Source organism: Pelagibius sp. Alg239-R121 (genome assembly GCF_947331435.1).
Taxonomy (GTDB): domain Bacteria; phylum Pseudomonadota; class Alphaproteobacteria; order Kiloniellales; family Kiloniellaceae; genus Denitrobaculum.
The window spans coordinates 243,231-259,883 of the sequence record NZ_CAMZOF010000012.1 but is presented as its reverse complement, the minus strand read 5'-3'; the positions used below and the strand labels follow the sequence as shown (position 1 = coordinate 259,883).

Annotated in this window: 12 protein-coding genes and 1 pseudogene; 7 read left to right on the top strand and 6 right to left on the bottom strand. The window is 56.4% G+C overall.

Annotated elements, in window-relative coordinates; all coding sequences use genetic code 11:
• Positions 1–19 precede the first annotated feature (19 nt).
• Together QMZ18_RS32155 and QMZ18_RS32150 are read left to right on the top strand one after the other, a co-directional pair.
• On the top strand, positions 20–6,253 hold the full coding sequence (locus tag QMZ18_RS32155) for an FG-GAP-like repeat-containing protein (protein ID WP_282610525.1): 6,234 nt from the start codon (positions 20–22) through the stop codon (positions 6,251–6,253).
• 44 nt (positions 6,254–6,297) lie between these two features.
• On the top strand, positions 6,298–6,984 hold the full coding sequence (locus QMZ18_RS32150) for a hypothetical protein (protein WP_282610524.1): 687 nt from the start codon (positions 6,298–6,300) through the stop codon (positions 6,982–6,984).
• A gap of 79 nt (positions 6,985–7,063) precedes the next feature.
• Here the strand turns inward: QMZ18_RS32150 and QMZ18_RS32145 are convergent, their stop codons facing one another.
• Both QMZ18_RS32145 and QMZ18_RS32140 read right to left on the bottom strand, forming a co-directional pair.
• Positions 7,064–7,909 (bottom strand): IS481 family transposase, encoded by an 846-nt coding sequence (locus QMZ18_RS32145; protein ID WP_282610543.1) that lies wholly within the window; start codon positions 7,907–7,909, stop codon positions 7,064–7,066.
• Positions 7,910–8,018: 109 nt separating this feature from the next.
• Positions 8,019–8,701: pseudogene (locus QMZ18_RS32140) on the bottom strand (IS3 family transposase); the annotation flags it as partial.
• A gap of 255 nt (positions 8,702–8,956) precedes the next feature.
• Here QMZ18_RS32140 and QMZ18_RS32135 point away from each other — a divergent pair.
• A complete protein-coding gene (locus QMZ18_RS32135; RefSeq protein WP_322097522.1) occupies positions 8,957–9,448 on the top strand; it encodes an integrase core domain-containing protein in 492 nt (163 codons plus the stop codon).
• Positions 9,449–9,528: 80 nt separating this feature from the next.
• On the opposite strand, the gene QMZ18_RS32130 is transcribed toward QMZ18_RS32135, so the two are convergent.
• From QMZ18_RS32130 to QMZ18_RS32115, 4 genes are all read right to left on the bottom strand, one after another.
• Entirely contained in the window at positions 9,529–10,665 is a 1,137-nt protein-coding gene (locus QMZ18_RS32130; RefSeq protein WP_282610523.1) for a fatty acid desaturase, read from the bottom strand.
• A gap of 177 nt (positions 10,666–10,842) precedes the next feature.
• Positions 10,843–11,310, bottom strand: a complete 468-nt coding sequence (locus QMZ18_RS32125; protein ID WP_282610541.1) for a 3-methyl-2-oxobutanoate hydroxymethyltransferase — start codon at positions 11,308–11,310, stop codon at positions 10,843–10,845.
• 230 nt (positions 11,311–11,540) lie between these two features.
• Positions 11,541–12,041, bottom strand: a complete 501-nt coding sequence (locus tag QMZ18_RS32120) for a DUF2214 domain-containing protein (RefSeq protein WP_282610522.1) — start codon at positions 12,039–12,041, stop codon at positions 11,541–11,543.
• A gap of 59 nt (positions 12,042–12,100) precedes the next feature.
• Positions 12,101–12,496 carry a DUF6152 family protein gene (locus QMZ18_RS32115; RefSeq protein ID WP_282610521.1) on the bottom strand — a complete coding sequence of 132 codons (396 nt, stop codon included), beginning with the start codon at positions 12,494–12,496 and terminating at the stop codon, positions 12,101–12,103.
• A 330-nt stretch (positions 12,497–12,826) separates the two neighbouring features.
• On the opposite strand from QMZ18_RS32115, the gene QMZ18_RS32110 reads away from it, so the two are divergent.
• The 4 genes from QMZ18_RS32110 to QMZ18_RS32095 are packed head-to-tail and all read left to right on the top strand — an operon-like array spanning position 12,827 to position 16,650.
• Positions 12,827–13,687, top strand: a complete 861-nt coding sequence (locus QMZ18_RS32110; protein ID WP_282610520.1) for a xanthine dehydrogenase family protein subunit M — start codon at positions 12,827–12,829, stop codon at positions 13,685–13,687.
• Positions 13,684–14,163 (top strand): (2Fe-2S)-binding protein, encoded by a 480-nt coding sequence (locus QMZ18_RS32105; RefSeq protein ID WP_282610519.1) that lies wholly within the window; start codon positions 13,684–13,686, stop codon positions 14,161–14,163. The genes QMZ18_RS32110 and QMZ18_RS32105 overlap by 4 nt, the downstream gene beginning before the upstream one ends.
• Positions 14,163–16,412 (top strand): xanthine dehydrogenase family protein molybdopterin-binding subunit, encoded by a 2,250-nt coding sequence (locus QMZ18_RS32100; protein WP_282610518.1) that lies wholly within the window; start codon positions 14,163–14,165, stop codon positions 16,410–16,412. The genes QMZ18_RS32105 and QMZ18_RS32100 overlap by 1 nt, the downstream gene beginning before the upstream one ends.
• A complete protein-coding gene (locus QMZ18_RS32095) occupies positions 16,405–16,650 on the top strand; it encodes a MoaD/ThiS family protein (protein WP_282610517.1) in 246 nt (81 codons plus the stop codon). The genes QMZ18_RS32100 and QMZ18_RS32095 overlap by 8 nt, the downstream gene beginning before the upstream one ends.
• The last annotated feature ends 3 nt before the right edge of the window (positions 16,651–16,653 follow it).

Here is a 16,653-nt window from a genome sequence, read left to right as displayed (position 1 = left end):
TTCCTTGGGGGAATAGCCGATGATTTCGGTATCTCGTCTACTGTCGTTTGGGTCTAAGTCTGCTGCGGGGCAGAGGGGCATGCTGTTTTCGGCGGTCGCCGCAGCCTCGCTTCTGATCGGCGGCTCGTCAGTATCGGCGCAGACAACGGTGGCGGGTGTCACGCCCGGGTCTTTGGCGGTCGACGAGACCGGCGCCGCGAATTACCGGCTCCCTATCGAAGTCCCGCCAGGTGTTGCAGGCCTCTCTCCTGATTTGTCACTGCTCTATCGCAGTCCTAAGAAGAACGGCGTTCTCGGCGTGGGCTGGGTGCTGGATGGTGTTTCGGTCATCAAGCGCTGCAGCCGCACTATTGCTCAGGACGGTGCCCGGAGTGGCATCGACTATAGCGCGAACGATCGTTTCTGCCTGGATAACGAGCGTCTCGTTGCCACGGTAGACCCCTACGGAGACAACGGCACAGAGTACCGCACTGAAATCCAGTCCTTCTCCAAGGTCGTGTCCAATGGCACGGCAGGAACAGGCCCGTTGTCCTTCACAGTCTGGACCAAATCCGGCCAGATTCTGGAATACGGCAACACGGCTGATTCCCGTGTCGAGGTGCCGGGTCAGACGGATGTGCGTTACTGGGCGCTGAACAAGGTCTCTGACCGTTTCGGCAACGAGATGACCTTCAGCTACGCCGAAGATACAACGGCCACATCGGCCACCGAGAACACCCACAAGCTTACCCGCATCGATTATGGCGGCAATACCTCCCAGAGCACTGTTGCGCAGGCTTCTGTGCGCATTACCTACGAGGCCCGGACCGATACGCGGGTCAACTACGTTGCCCAAGCCCGCAGTCAACTGCTGGAACGTCTCAAGACGATCGACACCTATGCAAAAATCGCTGGCGCCGACGCCCTGGTAAAACGCTACAACCTTGCCTATGCCCCCAGTGTCGCCACCGGTCGGTCGCGCCTGACATCGGTTACAGAGTGTGACGGCAATCTCGCAACGCCGAACTGCTTTGAGCCCGTCAGTTTTACCTACAGCGATATGACATCCGGCACGAGTACCTGGCTGGAAGATGTAGATTACATGCCGCCTTTCGTCATTGACGACCGAAAGGACGGTGTCGAACGAGGAAAGCTTATCGATGTCGACGGCGACGGTCTCGTCGACTTTGTGCGGGCCTATCGGAATGCTGGCGGCACTTCGGTTCAAAAGACCTGGCTGAACACAGGCAGTGGTTGGGCGGAAAACGTTGATTACAAACCGCCCTTCGTTATCGAAGACAAAAAAGACGATATAACACGCGGTGAATTTGCAGATGTGGATGGCGATGGCCTGCCGGACTTTGTGCGCGCCTACCGTCAGACCAACGGAACGTCGATTCAAAAAACCTGGCTGAATTCGGGCAGCGATTGGGTCGAAGACGTTGGCTATAAGCCGCCTTTTGTTATCGAAGATAAGAAGGACGGGGTTCGGCGCGGCGAGCTCATCGATGTGGATGGTGATGGCCGTATTGATTTTTTAAGGGCCTATCGGAATGCCGGCGGCACTTCGGTTCAAAAGGTTTGGTTGAACACCGGTAGCGATTGGGTCGAAAGCGTTGGTTACAAGCCACCCTTTGTTATCGAAGACAAGAAGGATGACCTGCGCCGTGGCGAATTGGCCGATGTTAACGGTGATGGCCTGCCGGACTTTGTGCGCGCCTACCGGCAATCCAATGGAACCTCCGTGCAGAAGGTATGGTTGAACACCGGCAGCGGCTGGGCGGAGCATGTCGGCTATAAGCCCCCTTTTGTCATCGAAGACAAAAAAGACAATCTGCGCCGGGGTGAGATTGCTGATGTGAATGGCGACGGTCTGCCAGACTTTGTACGCGCCTACCGGCAATCCAATGGGACCTCCGTCCAGAAGACCTGGTTAAATACCGGCAGCGGCTGGTCGGAACATGTCGGCTACAAGCCGCCGTTTGTCATCGAGGACAAGGCGGACAGCCTTAAGCAAGGCACGTTTGCTGACGTGAACGGTGATGGCCTGCTCGACTTTGTGCGGGCTTACCGGCAGACCAATGGCGCAGAGGTCAAGAAAACCTGGTTGAACACCGGAAACGGTTGGTCGGAATCCGTCGATCATCTGATGCCCGGCGTGATCGACGACCGTAAGGATGATGTTCTCCGCGGTGCCTTTGCCGATGTGAACGGTGACGGTTTGACGGACTGGGTGCGGGCCTATCGTCTCGCCAGCGGCACTTCGGTTCAGAAAACCTGGCTGAACACCTCCGGTTCTCCCGATACGCTCATCTCTGTCACGGACAGCCTGGGCCGAGTCGCGAGTCTTACATACAAGCCTCTGACCGACATCACCGTTTACACTAAGGACAGCGACGCGCTGTTCCCCGAGCGGGACATACAGGTCTCGGCCTATGTGGTCTCGCAGCTTAGCCGTGACGACGGTCTCGGTGGCCAGAAGGCAACCGATTATACCTACGCCGGTGGGCGCTATCACGATCAGGGCCGCAGGTTCCTGGGCTTCCGGGAGATGACGGCGACCGACGTCCAGACAGGCAACGTCACCACCACGACCTACGAGCGGGACTATCGCTACAGTGGTTTCGTTAAGGAAAACAAGATCGCCATCGCCAATGGCGCGCTGCTGGAAAAGACCACCTTTACCTGGGCCTCGACCGAGACAGCGGTTACGGGGCAGCCTTCAATTGTCTTTCCCTATCTCTTCTCATCCACCCACGAGCGCTACGAGATCAACGACGGCAATGGTAATGCGCCGCTGATCTCCGAGACGGTCGCAAACACCTTCGACAGCTACGGCAATCCAACGTTGATCGTCGGCACCACCACGGGCCATCCGGCCGCGGGCGGCACCGAGACCTTCACCACGACCTCGACCAACACTTTCACCAACGACACAATGAATTGGCTGCTCGGCCAGCGTACCCGGACAGAGGTCGCAAAGTCCCGCTACGGCGGCAGCGCCGCCACGCGCACCATGTCCTGGACCTACGATACCGTCACCGGCCGGGTGACCCAGGAAGTGATCGAGCCCGATACGTCCACGCACAAACTGATCCGTGACTACAGCTATGACGTCTTTGGTAACCTGATCAACACCACGGTCAGCGGGACCGGCATCGCCAATCGAAGTACCTCGGCGGCCTATGACAGCAACGGCCACTTGATGGTCAGTGCCAGCAATGCTCTGACACATACGGAAAACCGGACCATGGACGCGCGTTTCGGCGTGACCGAGAGTCTGACCGGGCCCAATCTGCTCACCTCCACTTGGCTCTATGACGGTTTTGGCCGCCAAACCAAGGAGCTGCGCGCCGACGGTACGGAAACCCAAATCAGTTACGAGCTCTGCGCTGGCACTGGCAATCCTTGCGCCTCGGCACCCACCGGCTCGGTCTATATGATTGAAAGCCAGGATTTCCTGACCACCGGCGGGACGGCAACCAGCGGCAAAAGCATTACCTATTTCGACAAACTGAACCGGAACCTCCGCACCGAAACCGAGGGCTTTGCCAACGGCTCGAAGATCTACGTCGACAGCAAGTACAACGTCCGTGGCTTTATCGAAGAGGTCTCACGGCCCTACTTTGCCGGCACGGTTGCCGCGAACATCAAGTGGACTCACAGCGACTACGACGTGGTTGGGCGTCGGCTCAACTTGATTGAACCGGACATGAGGTACTTCACCACCAGCTACGATGGCTTTTTGACCGTCAACACCAATCCAGGCGGCCAGATCGAGGACCGCATTACCAATGCGCTCGGGGAACTGGTCTCCAGCGAAGACCACCTGCACGCTGTCAGCAGCTACAACTACGACGCGTTCGGTAATCTGATCTCCACCGATGTCGAGGGTCTGGTCACGACTATGACCTATGACATACGTGGCAACAGGATCACCATAGACGATCCTGACATGGGCACCTGGACCTACAGCCATGACGTCCTGGGGCAACTGCTGACCCAGACCGATGCCAAGAACCAGATGGTCACCATGACTTACGACAAGCTGGGGCGTACGAGCACCCGGGTCGAGGCCGAGGGCACCACGACTTGGACCTATGACAACGCCACGACAGGTGTCGGCAAGATCCACCAGATCTCAGGTCCCAACGGCTATCTCCAGGTCCAGAGTTACGACAGCCTGGGCCGGTCCGATCAAACCACCCGGACCATTTCCGGCACGGTTTATACAACCGGGCTGACTTACGATTCTGCTGGGCGTCAGGACACCCGGACCTATCCCTCCGGCTTTGCAGTGCAGAACAGCTACAATGCCAGGGGGTATCTCGCCTCGGTCTCCGAGGTTCTGGGGGGCACGACCTATTGGCAAGCCAACACAGTCAATGCAGAGGGCAAGATCACCCAGGAGACTCTGGGCAACGGCGTGGTCACGGACCGGACCTACGATCCGGCGCGCAACCTGGTGCAGTCCATCACCTCGACCTCTGGTGCGAACACGGTTCAGGACCTGACCTTTGTCTTTGACCAAATGGGCAATCTGACCGAGCGCAAGGACCTGCAGCGGGACCGGACCGAGGCCTTTGCCTACGACAATCGCAATCAGCTCACCAGTTCGACGCTGAGCGAGACCTCGACAACCAACCAGCTCGGCACGCCGACCACTTACAGCTACGACCTGATCGGCAACATCACCAACAAGTCGGATGTTGGCAACTATCTCTACGGTCAGAACGGTGCAGGACCGCATGCGGTGACGACGGCGGGGTCCAACAGCTATAGTTACGATGCCAACGGTGGCATGACCTCAGGGGCCGGGCGCACGGTGGCCTGGACCTCCTTCCGCAAGCCTCAGCTCATCGCCGATGCTCTGACCGGTAACCAGACGTCCTTTGTCTACGGTCCGGACCGGGCACGCATCCAGCAGAACGCCCAGACCAACGGCCTCGTCACCACCACGACTTACATCGGCAACACTTACGAGCGCCGCAGCCGCCTGAGCCAGCCGGACGAACTGGTGCATTACATCCGTGCCAGCGATACCGTGGCGATCTTCACCAAGATCGACGATGGTAACGCGCTCACCGACAAGACCCGTTACCTGCATCGGGATCACATCTACTCGGTGGAGACCATCACCGACGAGCTGGGGGCGATCTCCGGGCATCTATCCTATGACGCGCACGGCAAGCGGCGTCTCTCCGACTGGCAGGCCGGGGTGCCGGCGGCACCAAGCGAAACGCCGAGAGGTTTCACAGGGCACGAGCATCTGGACGGTGTTGGGCTGATCCATATGAACGGGCGGGTCTATGCGCCGGAGCTGGGACGTTTTCTGTCACCGGACCCTTACGTCCAGGTTCCCGAAACGGCCAAGGGCTTTAACCGCTACGCCTATGTCTTCAACAACCCACTCAGCTTTACAGATCCAAGCGGGTTCTATGCCCATGGAGGAAGCGTTGGCGACCAGAGCTATGGAGGGGGGGCAGGCTCAGAAGGCAATGACGGATATGATGGGCCTGGCAAAGGCGGCCAAGCGCACGGCTCTCACAGCGGGAACACAGGTGGCAATGCGAATAGGTTCAACAGCGCTGGCGATCCTGGGGATCAGACAGAATTCAGTGGGATTGATAGAGGGGTTCATAGTAGTCCAGAGAGATCCAAAGGTCTAAAGGACGATTACAACGCGCTTGTCGGGTACGATTCACAATACACATCCCTTGTTGGGACAGCGCTTGTTACCCAACCAAACCTCTTTGCTGAAATCGCCGAGTTTTTTACGAGTTTGTTTGAGGAATGTATTTGTAAGGTCGAAGAAGATGTTGAGGTTGATTTTGTCAATGTTACTGCGCGTCCAATCGCAGAAATTATGGGCCAGCCAAGAAGGCCTCGGCGCACATATCAAACGTACACAAAAGCAGCCCCAAAATTCTCTGGTCTACCTCCATATGCCGGCCACACAAGTGGCTATGGAACACCTGAGCAAAATGTTAAGAACAGAGATAAAAGGCATGACAATTTACGTGGCATGGGTTTCGCGGACGCTGTTCTCGATAGATCGTTCAGATCTCGAACTGCGGCACGTGCTCGTGAGCAAGATTTGATTGATCACTTTGGCGGAGCTAAAAGAGACCCAGGAATTAGGGGCGGCGGCACGTCAAGTAATAAGAATCGAGCAATCGCCAGAAACAATACAAAGACTCTTGAACGCGGGTATCGCGAGTTGCAAGATCACTACAACCAAGGTATGGACTCCAGCCTGCCAGATTGGCGGTGAGAATTAGTTGGTTGCTTGTCTACAAGAAGTGAGTTGTTGTTCGCATGACCCTGACTCCAGGAAGCGTAATCAAGAGGAATTGGGACGAACGATTAGTCCGAATTCTCTTATGTGATGGCGTAGAAGCACTCTATGAAATTTGGTGGGACCACTTAAGTTGCTGGGAGTTCTCGAAGTTAAGTGAAAAGGGTGCCTATTCACGTATTAAAACTAGCGACCTATTGGAAGATTCAGAAATTTTACGAGTAGAACCATTAACAACGGAAGAAATCTCTGCTCACCGCCCAGATCTGCCTTTGCGCTTACTCCGATCTACTCAAACACATTGGGTTCATGGCCATTTTGATGACCCCGCTGCGCTCGTTGGGTCGCTGAGTGAGCAGCCATCGGATATAGGCCTCTCATCGAACGAAATCATTCTTAGCACTCATAAAGTTGCCCTATCGCCTGTAGGGCCGGAGGGAGGTTATAAAAAGGGTGTTATTGTAGAGGCACAGGATGTAGCAGGCTTTACGGCAAAGGAATTATTTTGGCATGCAAACAGGCTTCAAACTCCCTTTGTAAAGCAGGAAGACCTGCAGGAAGGCATTGGTCTATACAGAAGCGGGATCTTCAAAAAATTACCGAGTTTCTATCTGTGGGGGGCTTTGGATAGAGCAAGGTTCTGCGATCCCCTGCCCGGATACCGCAGCAATAGAGAGGGTCTTTTCTGGGAACGCGGCAACAGATGAACCTCGATTGCTGAAGTTTAATGTGTAGTAGTTCAGACTCGATCTGACAGTTAGCGGTTTTGATGTGGCGTCTTTCAGGTCAGGTTTGGTCTACAAACTTTTCCTTCCAGACAGTCTTGCCTTCCACCAGGGTCTGCATTGGCGTTCGACCTTCGCAGATTTTACCCTGATGAGTGCGATCATTGTTGTAGTAGTCGATCCATTCGTCCAGATCGTTCTGCAACTGCTCGATGGTCTCGTAGATTTTCCTTCGGAATGTCACCTGATAGAACTCCTGCAAGATGGTCTTGTGGAATCTCTCGCAGATACCGTTGGTCTGCGGTGACTTAACCTTTGTTTTGTTGTGTTCGATGTCGTTGATAGCCAGGAACAGCTGGTAATCATGGCGATCGGCACGACCGCAATATTCCGTTCCCCGATCGGTGAGGATACGCAGCACCGGCAGATCGTGTTGCTCATAGAACGCCAAAACCTTGTCGTTGAGCATATCGGCCGCCGTGATCGGGGTTTTGGTTTTGTAGAGTTTGGCCTGAGCAACCTTGGCCTTCAGAGCTTTCAATCGTTTCTTGAAGTTGGCCAGGTCGTTGCGCAGCCAGATCGAACGTACCCCGCTAGGCGACACGAACACGCCCAATTTGCGCAGCTCATTGCTGACGCGGACCTGGCCGTGGGCAGGGTATTCAAGGGCGTAATCGATAACCGCATTCTCGATCTCAATATCAACACGGTTCCTTGGATTGGGAACCCGACGTGTTCGTTCCAGTAGCGCCTCTACACCACCTTCCTCGACCGCGTCCCTGTAACGGTAAAATGTATCGCGTGACAGGCCCATGACCTGACAGGCGCGCGATACGTTACCCAGTTCTTCTGCCAGATTGAGAAGACCGACTTTGTGGCGAATGACTTTTTGATTATTCTGCAACATGAAGGTTGCCTCCGTGAAGTGTTTCGATGGTTGGGTTTGCGCCACCATCAAAACCGGTAACCCTCGCTCCTCCAACAGAGCAGTGTCAGATCAGATCAAAACTAATTCACCTGATGTAGGTGATGTCTGTCAGCCAGGCCCTGTCGGGCACTTGTACATCGAACTGGCGGTCTAGCGTGTTGTCGACGACTAGCGATGGCTTGACGCCGTAACTACCTAGTCTACATTTGTAGCCGATCTGGGCTTTGATGCCAGCCAACCTGGATAGTCGTGCAACGCGGTTCGGACAATAGGTCTCGCCCTGATCCAACAGATCATCGTGAAGCTTGCGGTAACCGTAGACCTTCCCGCTGTCCTTCCATGCCTTGCGGATGAGTTCGGTCTGACGCGCATCTTCCTTGGCCCGTTTGCTCAACGGGTTCTTGAGCCAGGCATAAAAGCCGCTTGGGTGGATGCACAGGCAACGGCACATCGCCCGCACTGAGAACAGCGGGCGATGCTCGGAAACGAACGCGTACCTCACTTTGCATCCTTGGTGAAATACGCGGTGGCTCTTTTTATAATGTCACGTTCCTCGGTAACCCTGGACAGTTCGCGCTTCAAACGCCGGATCTCGGCGTCCTTGTCATCACCGACAGTGCCGGAAGCCTGGAAGAACTTCTTCTTCCACGCATAAAGCGAATGCTGGCTAACACCCAATCACCGCGACACTTCCGCGACCGGATAACCCCGCTCCGTGATTTGAGCAACCGCATCGCGTTTGAATTCATCGCTGAAATTACCTGTGCCCATAAGGACCTCCTTACCTCAAACTTAGGGAAGAAGGCGTCTATAATTCTTGGGACTATTCAATGAGCCCAGCAAAGAAGAAAGCGCTGATCCGCTGCGGCCATCCTGAACTCAGCGTCAACCAGCAATGTCGGCAGGTGAAGCTGAGTCGGTCGGCATTCTAGTATTTGCCAGTCGGAATCAACGCGGTCACATTGGATCTGGTGAAGTCCATCGACTGACCGAACCAAGCCCTCCTCTCGGCGATGCAAACATCACCTGCCGGGCAAAGGGCGCTCGGACATTATCTTCATTCCTGTGCGATACAGATTCCTGTATCTGGTAACCATCAGGGATTGGTCGACGCGCAGGGTGTTGAGCTGGCGGCTCAGCAATACGATGCACGCTGATTTCTGCGTCGAAGCACTAAACGAGGCGATCCACACATTCGGCCCACCCGTGATTATGAATACTGATCAATGCTTCCAGTTCACCAGCAGCGCGTGGATTACCGCATTGACGACAGCCAGAGTGCGGATATCTATGGACGGGCGCGGCCGCTGCATTGACAACATTTTTATCGAGGGGTTGTGGCGATCTTTGAAGCAGGAAGCCATCTACCTCGAAGAAATCCAGGACGGTTTCTACGCCCGGTACGCCATCAGCAACTGGATGGTGTTTTACAACACAGCAAGACCGCATTCCTCCCATGAGTTCAGAACACCAAGGGAGGCATATTGGGCAGGAGGAAACGGGAAAATTTCAGCATGAAACATAACATGGATACACTTTAGTAACGCCGAAAACCTGTCCGGAAAACTGGGGCCACTTCATGCATGCGAACAGGGTGTTTACTGAGTTATCTGTGAAGTCTGGGTCTTCTTCGCAATTTCGGTGACTCGTTGAGAATCCAACGCCAGAAATACTCGCGACATCATCCAGTACCGCTTCAAAACGGTCTCCTGAATGTAGCTAATCTTCCTGGCTTTACAGGCCGCTTTCACTTCTTCCCGTACCCGCTGGCACTGTAACAATGTGCTGTTTGGCCAGAGATGATGTTCGATCTGGTAGTTTGTCCAGCCGTGAAGAATATCGGTCAAGTCATTGCCACCATTGTAGTTGGCGGTGGCGAGGACCTGACGGGCAAAATACTCTCCGCGGCTTGCGGCTTTATTCCTGAATGCAGGTAGATCAGGTGCGCTATGACTGGAGCGGATACAGATAAACGTCTGCGCATTATGGATCAACTCGGCGAGAATTACGGTCAAAAGCACGTTTGCTGCAGCGCCGGACCCGAGCGGTAAAAACGCCAACGTAGGCAGGGCAAAACGGTAACCTATGTAGGGAAGATAACGCTGCAGCCACAAATCTCTGACATACCGGCGCGTGATGTCGAAAACGTCTCCAGGCGTAACTTCGGTTTGCCGTGCAGGCTTTTCGTTTCGCCGATAGACGCGCCAAGTTTGTTCCACATAGAGGGCGTAATAGCTGAATTTCCAAGTCAACGTGAAGAAGGCAAAAATCAGGTAACGTACGGGAAGCCATATCTGAACGAATTGGTTAGGATTCATCAGATCGGCATCATCGGGATCTTGCGTATTGGGATGATGTTGACCGTTGTGCAGGTAAAGCCATGCATCGTGACTCCACCAGTCGGGCCAATCGATGAATCGTCGCCATCCTCGGGCAAACGCCTTCGATGTGTAGCGTTTAGGAACGTCCTTGATGTGATCGTATGCACCATGACCAACATGGTGTCCGATGATAAACCGCACGATCATTCCCTGGGCAATCAGGAATGCGCTGAGTGGGTTGGGGAAAATCCACGCCGTCGAGAATCCCAGAAATGTAGCGAGACGCCCAATTCCTTCAATCTTTCTCAGGTGAAAGAGATCCCTTTGACTCACCCTCCCGCGCATCTCTCCGCCAATTCGCCGGATATCGGCTTCAAAGCCTCTCAAATCCATAAAAATTATGTCAGCTGCCATGCAGTTTCTCCGATTGCTGAATTCGGATTCCGGACACTGATTGGCCGGATAACAGTTCTTGGTATTCCTTTTGGATATAAAAAGCTGTGGGTTAACTCACCTCGAGTAAGCGAACCCTCAATCCTTTTCGAGCCAGAAATTTTACCAGCCGGTCATAGCCGTTCCGCCCAAAATAACTCACTCTACCCATTTGCTCGTCTTGATTCCTGATCGCGGCGGCTGGGTTTGGCCTTCTGGGAGCGATCCCCCCTTCAACTTGGCCACAAAGCCTTTGAACTCTTTCTCCTTGGTGTTCGGAGTTTCCGCATCACCGGGAAATCGGAAGGTTATGCAGTCTTTGCGAAAGGCTTTCAGTGCATGGATGCGATCGTCCTTGATCTGTTCGTAAAGCGCGTAGAGATTACCATATGCGCGGGCGTGGTGCGGCGAGGTCGGTTGTTCGCCGCAGATGTCATTCATGAAGAGGTAGTTCACGTCGCCGCCGCCAGCGGAACCCAATGAGACCGTAATTAGGCCGCAGCGTTTGGAGATTTCGGTCATCACCCGGCCGGGAATGACTTCGGCTTCGACCAGGACGGCGCCAGCTTCTTCATAGCGTTTGAATTTCCGATAGAGCTCATAAGCTTTTTCGGTCGTTTTGCCGATGCCTGGAGGCCGCCGAATCAGGTGGTTTTGCGCGGCACCAGGCCCAGGTGTAGACGTTCTTCATGGTCCTGCCTTTCACCGTCTTGATCGATGATTTACCGCCTAAGCCTATAAATGCTCTCGACCGAATTGGAGGTTCTGCGACGTTCCGCGCGGGACTCAGAGGGCATTTTTTCTGCGACGGCGGTCGTTTGATGTGATTTCGCCTGAAAATCCATCAAGTAAGCCGGCTACAGGATATACGCCAAAAAACGTCCGCAGAGAATGACGGCCAGCCAAAGCAGGATAGAGATCGCGCCCGCAAGTTGCAGCCTGACGCTCGTGACGGCGTGGCCCTCGGTTTGAATCAAGGTCCAAGAGGCGGCACGCCGGAGGACGAGGGCATTTACGATGGCGGCCAAAATCAGCAACAGTTTCACCTGAAACAACGGGGTTGCAGCGTACTTTGCGGCGCTGACCGAAAACAGCAGCAACCCTGTGCTCACAGAAGTTGCCAGACCAAAGAGAGCAACCGGCACCAAGACCTGGGCCAGCGGACGGATGGGTAGCGACGGCCAGAAGCCCAATAGCCGCAGATCAAGAGGCAGGATGGCACCGAACAGCAGAGTGAGTCCCAGGATGTGACCGGCATTGACGATAGGATAGATCCAGCGTGAGGCCCGCAAGGCGGCGGGCAGGGCCATATCCTGAAATGCCGTCAGGGCCTCGAGCAATGAGGGCCAAAGATCCATTTATCAGAGAACCATAGGGGCTGGCCGTGACTTGACTGGCCGTGGCTTGGCCACCCGTGTCAATCGCGATCCGGATAGAGATTGTACAGCGTCCCTTCGAAAATGACGCGTTCCGCTTTCATGAGTTTTTGGGCGGGATCATCCGAACGCTGCCCTGAGATGGTGATTTCCCGTCCAATCGAGAACATTTCGTCTTTCAGACCGGCCCGCTCGTTCCGCCAGGGCTGTCCGACCTCCACTGTCCAGAGTTCACCCTCGGCATCGACCGTTACTACGCCGTGGGGATTGCCGAGTTGCACGGTCTTTATCAGCCCGACCAGTTCGAAATTGCCGTCCTCGGTCCAGCGCCAGCCGTGATGGGCGAGGGCGGTCTGCGTGCCGGGAATCGCGAAGCCCAAGGCCGCCAAACCAAGTGACGTGCCGCTGCCGAGAAGAAAATGCCGCCGTGTCGCCATGGTTCAAAGCCTCCGTCGTGGATTTGTCTGTCAGCGAACCGGCGCCCGCTCCTTACCCTTTTGCACCGGCGTTTCTATTGGTAAGATAGGCTGGCCCGCCTCGCGTCACCAATCAAATTTGCTTGCTCTGAGTGATCGGCTGCAGAGTTCAAGCATGGTGTGTCGTTTTGTGACTTGCCGATTTCATGCGGTTCGTGACACCTTCCCACCCGAGGTTTTGGTCTGTTCTCTGCAGGCTGGCCACGAGATAAAAACACAGACTTTCCGTAGCGGTTTCAAAGAGACTTGCTGAAAGGAAAAGAGAAGCACCTAAGGGTGCCAGGAGGAGCTATGCAATACCATACGCCCGGTAGTTTCGATGACGCTGCCACGATTGCCGCTAAGGCGGAAGGGGTGACCCGTTTTCTCGCGGGTGGCACCGACGTTTTGGTGCAATTGCGCGCCGATATGGTCACGCCCGATGTGTTGATCGATATCAAGCACATCGACGGAGTAAGTGACATTGCCCGCGAAGACGGTGGCTGGCGGATCGGTGTTGCCGTGACGGGTGCCGAGATGACCGAACACCCAGAGCTGGATAAGGAATGGCCAGGGGTGGTCGAGGCGATGGATCTTATCGGGTCGACCCAGATTCAAGGCCGTGCGACGCTGGTAGGCAACCTTTGCAACGGGTCTCCAGCGGCCGACAGTGTTCCGGCGATGATCGCGGCAGGTGCTTCGGTTTCGGTAGTGGGACCTGATGGTAGCCGGACGATCAAGGTCGAAGACGTCCCCACCGGGCCGGGTCGTACAAGCCTGGAAAAGGGAGAAGTGGTGAGCGCAGTGCATCTTCCCGCCCGTGGTGACAACGGAGGCGATGCCTATCTGCGCTTCATTCCGCGTACCGAGATGGACATCGCAGTGGTCGGCTGCGGCGTAAACCTGCGCCTGGACGGCGACAGAGTTGCCGAGGCGCGTGTTTCGTTGGGCGCGGTCGCGCCGACGGTGCTGCTGGTCGAAGAGGCTGCACAAGCGGTCATTGGAACGACACTGGACGCTGCCGCACTTGAAGCGCTGTCCGCAGCTGCGTCCGCAGCCTGCAAACCGATCAACGACAAACGCGGAACCATCGAGTTCCGTACGCATGTGGCCGGTGTCCTGGCAAAACGCGCCGCCAAAATTGCATATGACCGCGCAGGGGGCGCCAAATGACTATGATTCATGTAACCACGACCGTTAACGGCGACGAGGTCGAATTCCTCTGCGATCCGCGCGAAACGCTGTTGGATGTGCTGCGCGACAGGCTGGCACTGACCGGTGCGAAGGAAGGCTGCGGTACGGGCGACTGCGGAGCCTGTTCCGTGACGGTTGACGATCGGCTGGTCTGCTCCTGCCTGATGTTGGGCGCCGAGGCAGAAGGTAAATCGATTGGCACGATCGAAGGGATGGCCGACGGCGAGGCCCTGCACCCCCTGCAGGAGAAGTTCATCGAATACGCGGCTCTTCAATGTGGCGTCTGCACACCGGGCGTTCTGGTGGCGACAGAAGCCTTGCTGAAAAAGAATCCTGATCCGACCGAGACCGAGGTGCGTTACTGGCTGGCGGGAAATCTCTGCCGCTGCACCGGGTACGACAAAATCATCCGCGCCGTGCTCGATACGGCTGCTGACCTGAGAAAGGCATCGTAATGGCCCCTGATGGACATGGAACAAATGGCTTTAAGGTTGTCGGCACGCGCCCCAACCGGCCAGACGGTGTAGACAAGGTAACCGGACGTGCAAAGTTTGGTGCCGACGCTGCGGCGCCCGGTATGCTGCATGCGGCAATCGTCCGATCCCCGCATGCGCACGCCAAGATTCTAAAGATCGACAGCGCCAAAGCGGAGGCCATGAAGGGTGTGAAAGCCGTTGTGACCCGAGCCGATTTTGCGGAGGGCCTGACGGGAGAGAACTGGAACATTCTCGAAAACGTCATGGCGAGCGACACGGCGCTTTACGACGGCCACGCCGTAGCTGCCGTGGCTGCCAGCACGCCGCTGGCTGCGCGCGATGCGGCCAAGCTGATCGAAGTGGAATACGAACTGCTGCCTCATGTCACGGACGTGGACAAGGCCATGGGGTCTGGTGCTCCCGTGATCCGGACAGGTGCGGCCGACAAATCCGTTCCGGAAGGTATGCACCCGAATGTCGTGCGCTATCACGAAAGCGGACACGGTGACGTGGAAAAGGGCTTCGCTGAGGCCGATCTTGTGCTCGAAGACAGCTTCAAGACTGAAGCGACCCACCAAGGCTACATTGAGCCCCATGCTTGCCTGGCTCAGCTGGGTCCGGATGGCAAGGGCGAAGTCTGGTGCTGCACTCAGGGGCATTTCAACGTCCAGAAGGTCTGCGCCGCGTTGGTGGGCACGGATGCCAGCCAACTCCGGGTGACTCCATCGGAGATCGGCGGTGGTTTCGGTGGTAAAACCGTTGTCTTTATTGAACCGGTGGCTCTGGCGCTTTCGCGCAAGGCGAACCGGCCGGTCAAGCTTGTGATGAGCCGCTCTGAAGTCTTCCGGGCGACCGGGCCGACTGCCTCCACGTCCATGGACATCAAGATCGGTATGACCCGGGACGGCAAGATCACCGCAGCCCAGGGTGTGTTCCGTCTTCAAGGCGGCGCCTTTCCCGGAGCACCCATGGAATTCACGGCAATGTGCGCCTTTGCGCCCTACGCCTTGGAGAACGTGCATCAGGTTGGCTATGACGTGATGTCGAACCGGCCAAAGCAGGCGGCTTATCGAGCACCGGGTTCACCAATGGCCGCTTTCGCCGTCGAATCCGTAGTGGACCAGCTCTGCAACGAACTGGATCTGGATCCGATCGAAGTGCGTCTGAAGAACGCTTCAAAAGAGGGGACTAAAGCTTCATTCGGGCCCAAGTTCGACCGGATCGGTCTGGTGGAAACCCTGGAGGCCGCTAAAGCTCATCCGCATCATAAGGCACCGCTGGCCGAAGGGCAGGGACGGGGAATCTCCTGCGGCTTCTGGTTCAACCATGGGGGTGAGACCGCCGTTTCTCTGGCGCTATCCGAAGACGGGACCGTTTCGCTCTCGGTCGGTACGCCCGATATCGGGGGCTCAAGGGCGTCCATGGGGCAGATGGCAGCGGAAGAGCTGGGCATTCCCTACGAGAAGATCCGAACCACCGTGGCCGACACGGCAACCCTTGGATACAACGAGATCAGCCATGGGTCCCGGGTGACCTATGCCAGTGGTCTGGCGACTATCCAGGCTGCGCGCGATACCGTCCAGAAGCTCTGTGCGCGGGCGGCGGCGAAATGGGGCATCGACGAAGATGCGGTGGTCTGGGAGGACGGCTGCGCCAAACCATCAGGTCCGAACGCCGGAGAATTCGAGCCGCTGCCGCTGGCGAGAATTGCCCGCAGCATGGGCCGCACCGGCGGCCCCATCGTCGGCCACTTCGAGGCCACACCTGAGGGGGCGGGCGTCAGCTTTGCGACCCATATCGTGGATGCAGAAGTGGATAAGGAGACCGGGCAGACCAAAGTGGTGCGCTATACGGTTGTTCAGGACGCCGGCAAGGCGATCCATCCGACCTATGTGGAAGGCCAGTTTCAGGGCGGCGCTGCGCAGGGTATCGGCTGGGCGCTGAACGAAGAGTACATCTACGGCGAAGACGGCCGGTTGCAGAATTCTTTGTTCCTGGATTACCGGATCCCGGTCGCCTCCGACCTGCCGATGATCGACACGGTAATCGTCGAAGTGCCTAATCCCGGCCACCCTTACGGCGTGCGCGGGGTTGGTGAAACTTCGATCTGTCCACCGTTGGCGGCCATCGCCAATGCGGTCTCTAACGCCGCGGGTGTACGTCTGAAGGAACTGCCCATGTCGCCGCCGCGTATTCTCGCGGCGCTTGCGGCACAGGCCGATGGTTGAGGTCAATCTCTGGTCCGGCCTCAAGGCCTTTACGGACGGCCAAGAGAAGGTCGAGATCGACGCAAAAAACGTGGGCGAGGTCCTCCGGGGCCTCGTCCAGGCCTATCCCGGGCTGGAACCGGCCATCGAGGCAGGCGTCTCGGTGGCCGTCGACGGCAGGATCGTCGCCAGCAGCCTGACCGAACCTGTTAGCGAAACCAGTGAGGTTTATCTGATTCAGCGCCTGAGGGGTGGTTAGGGT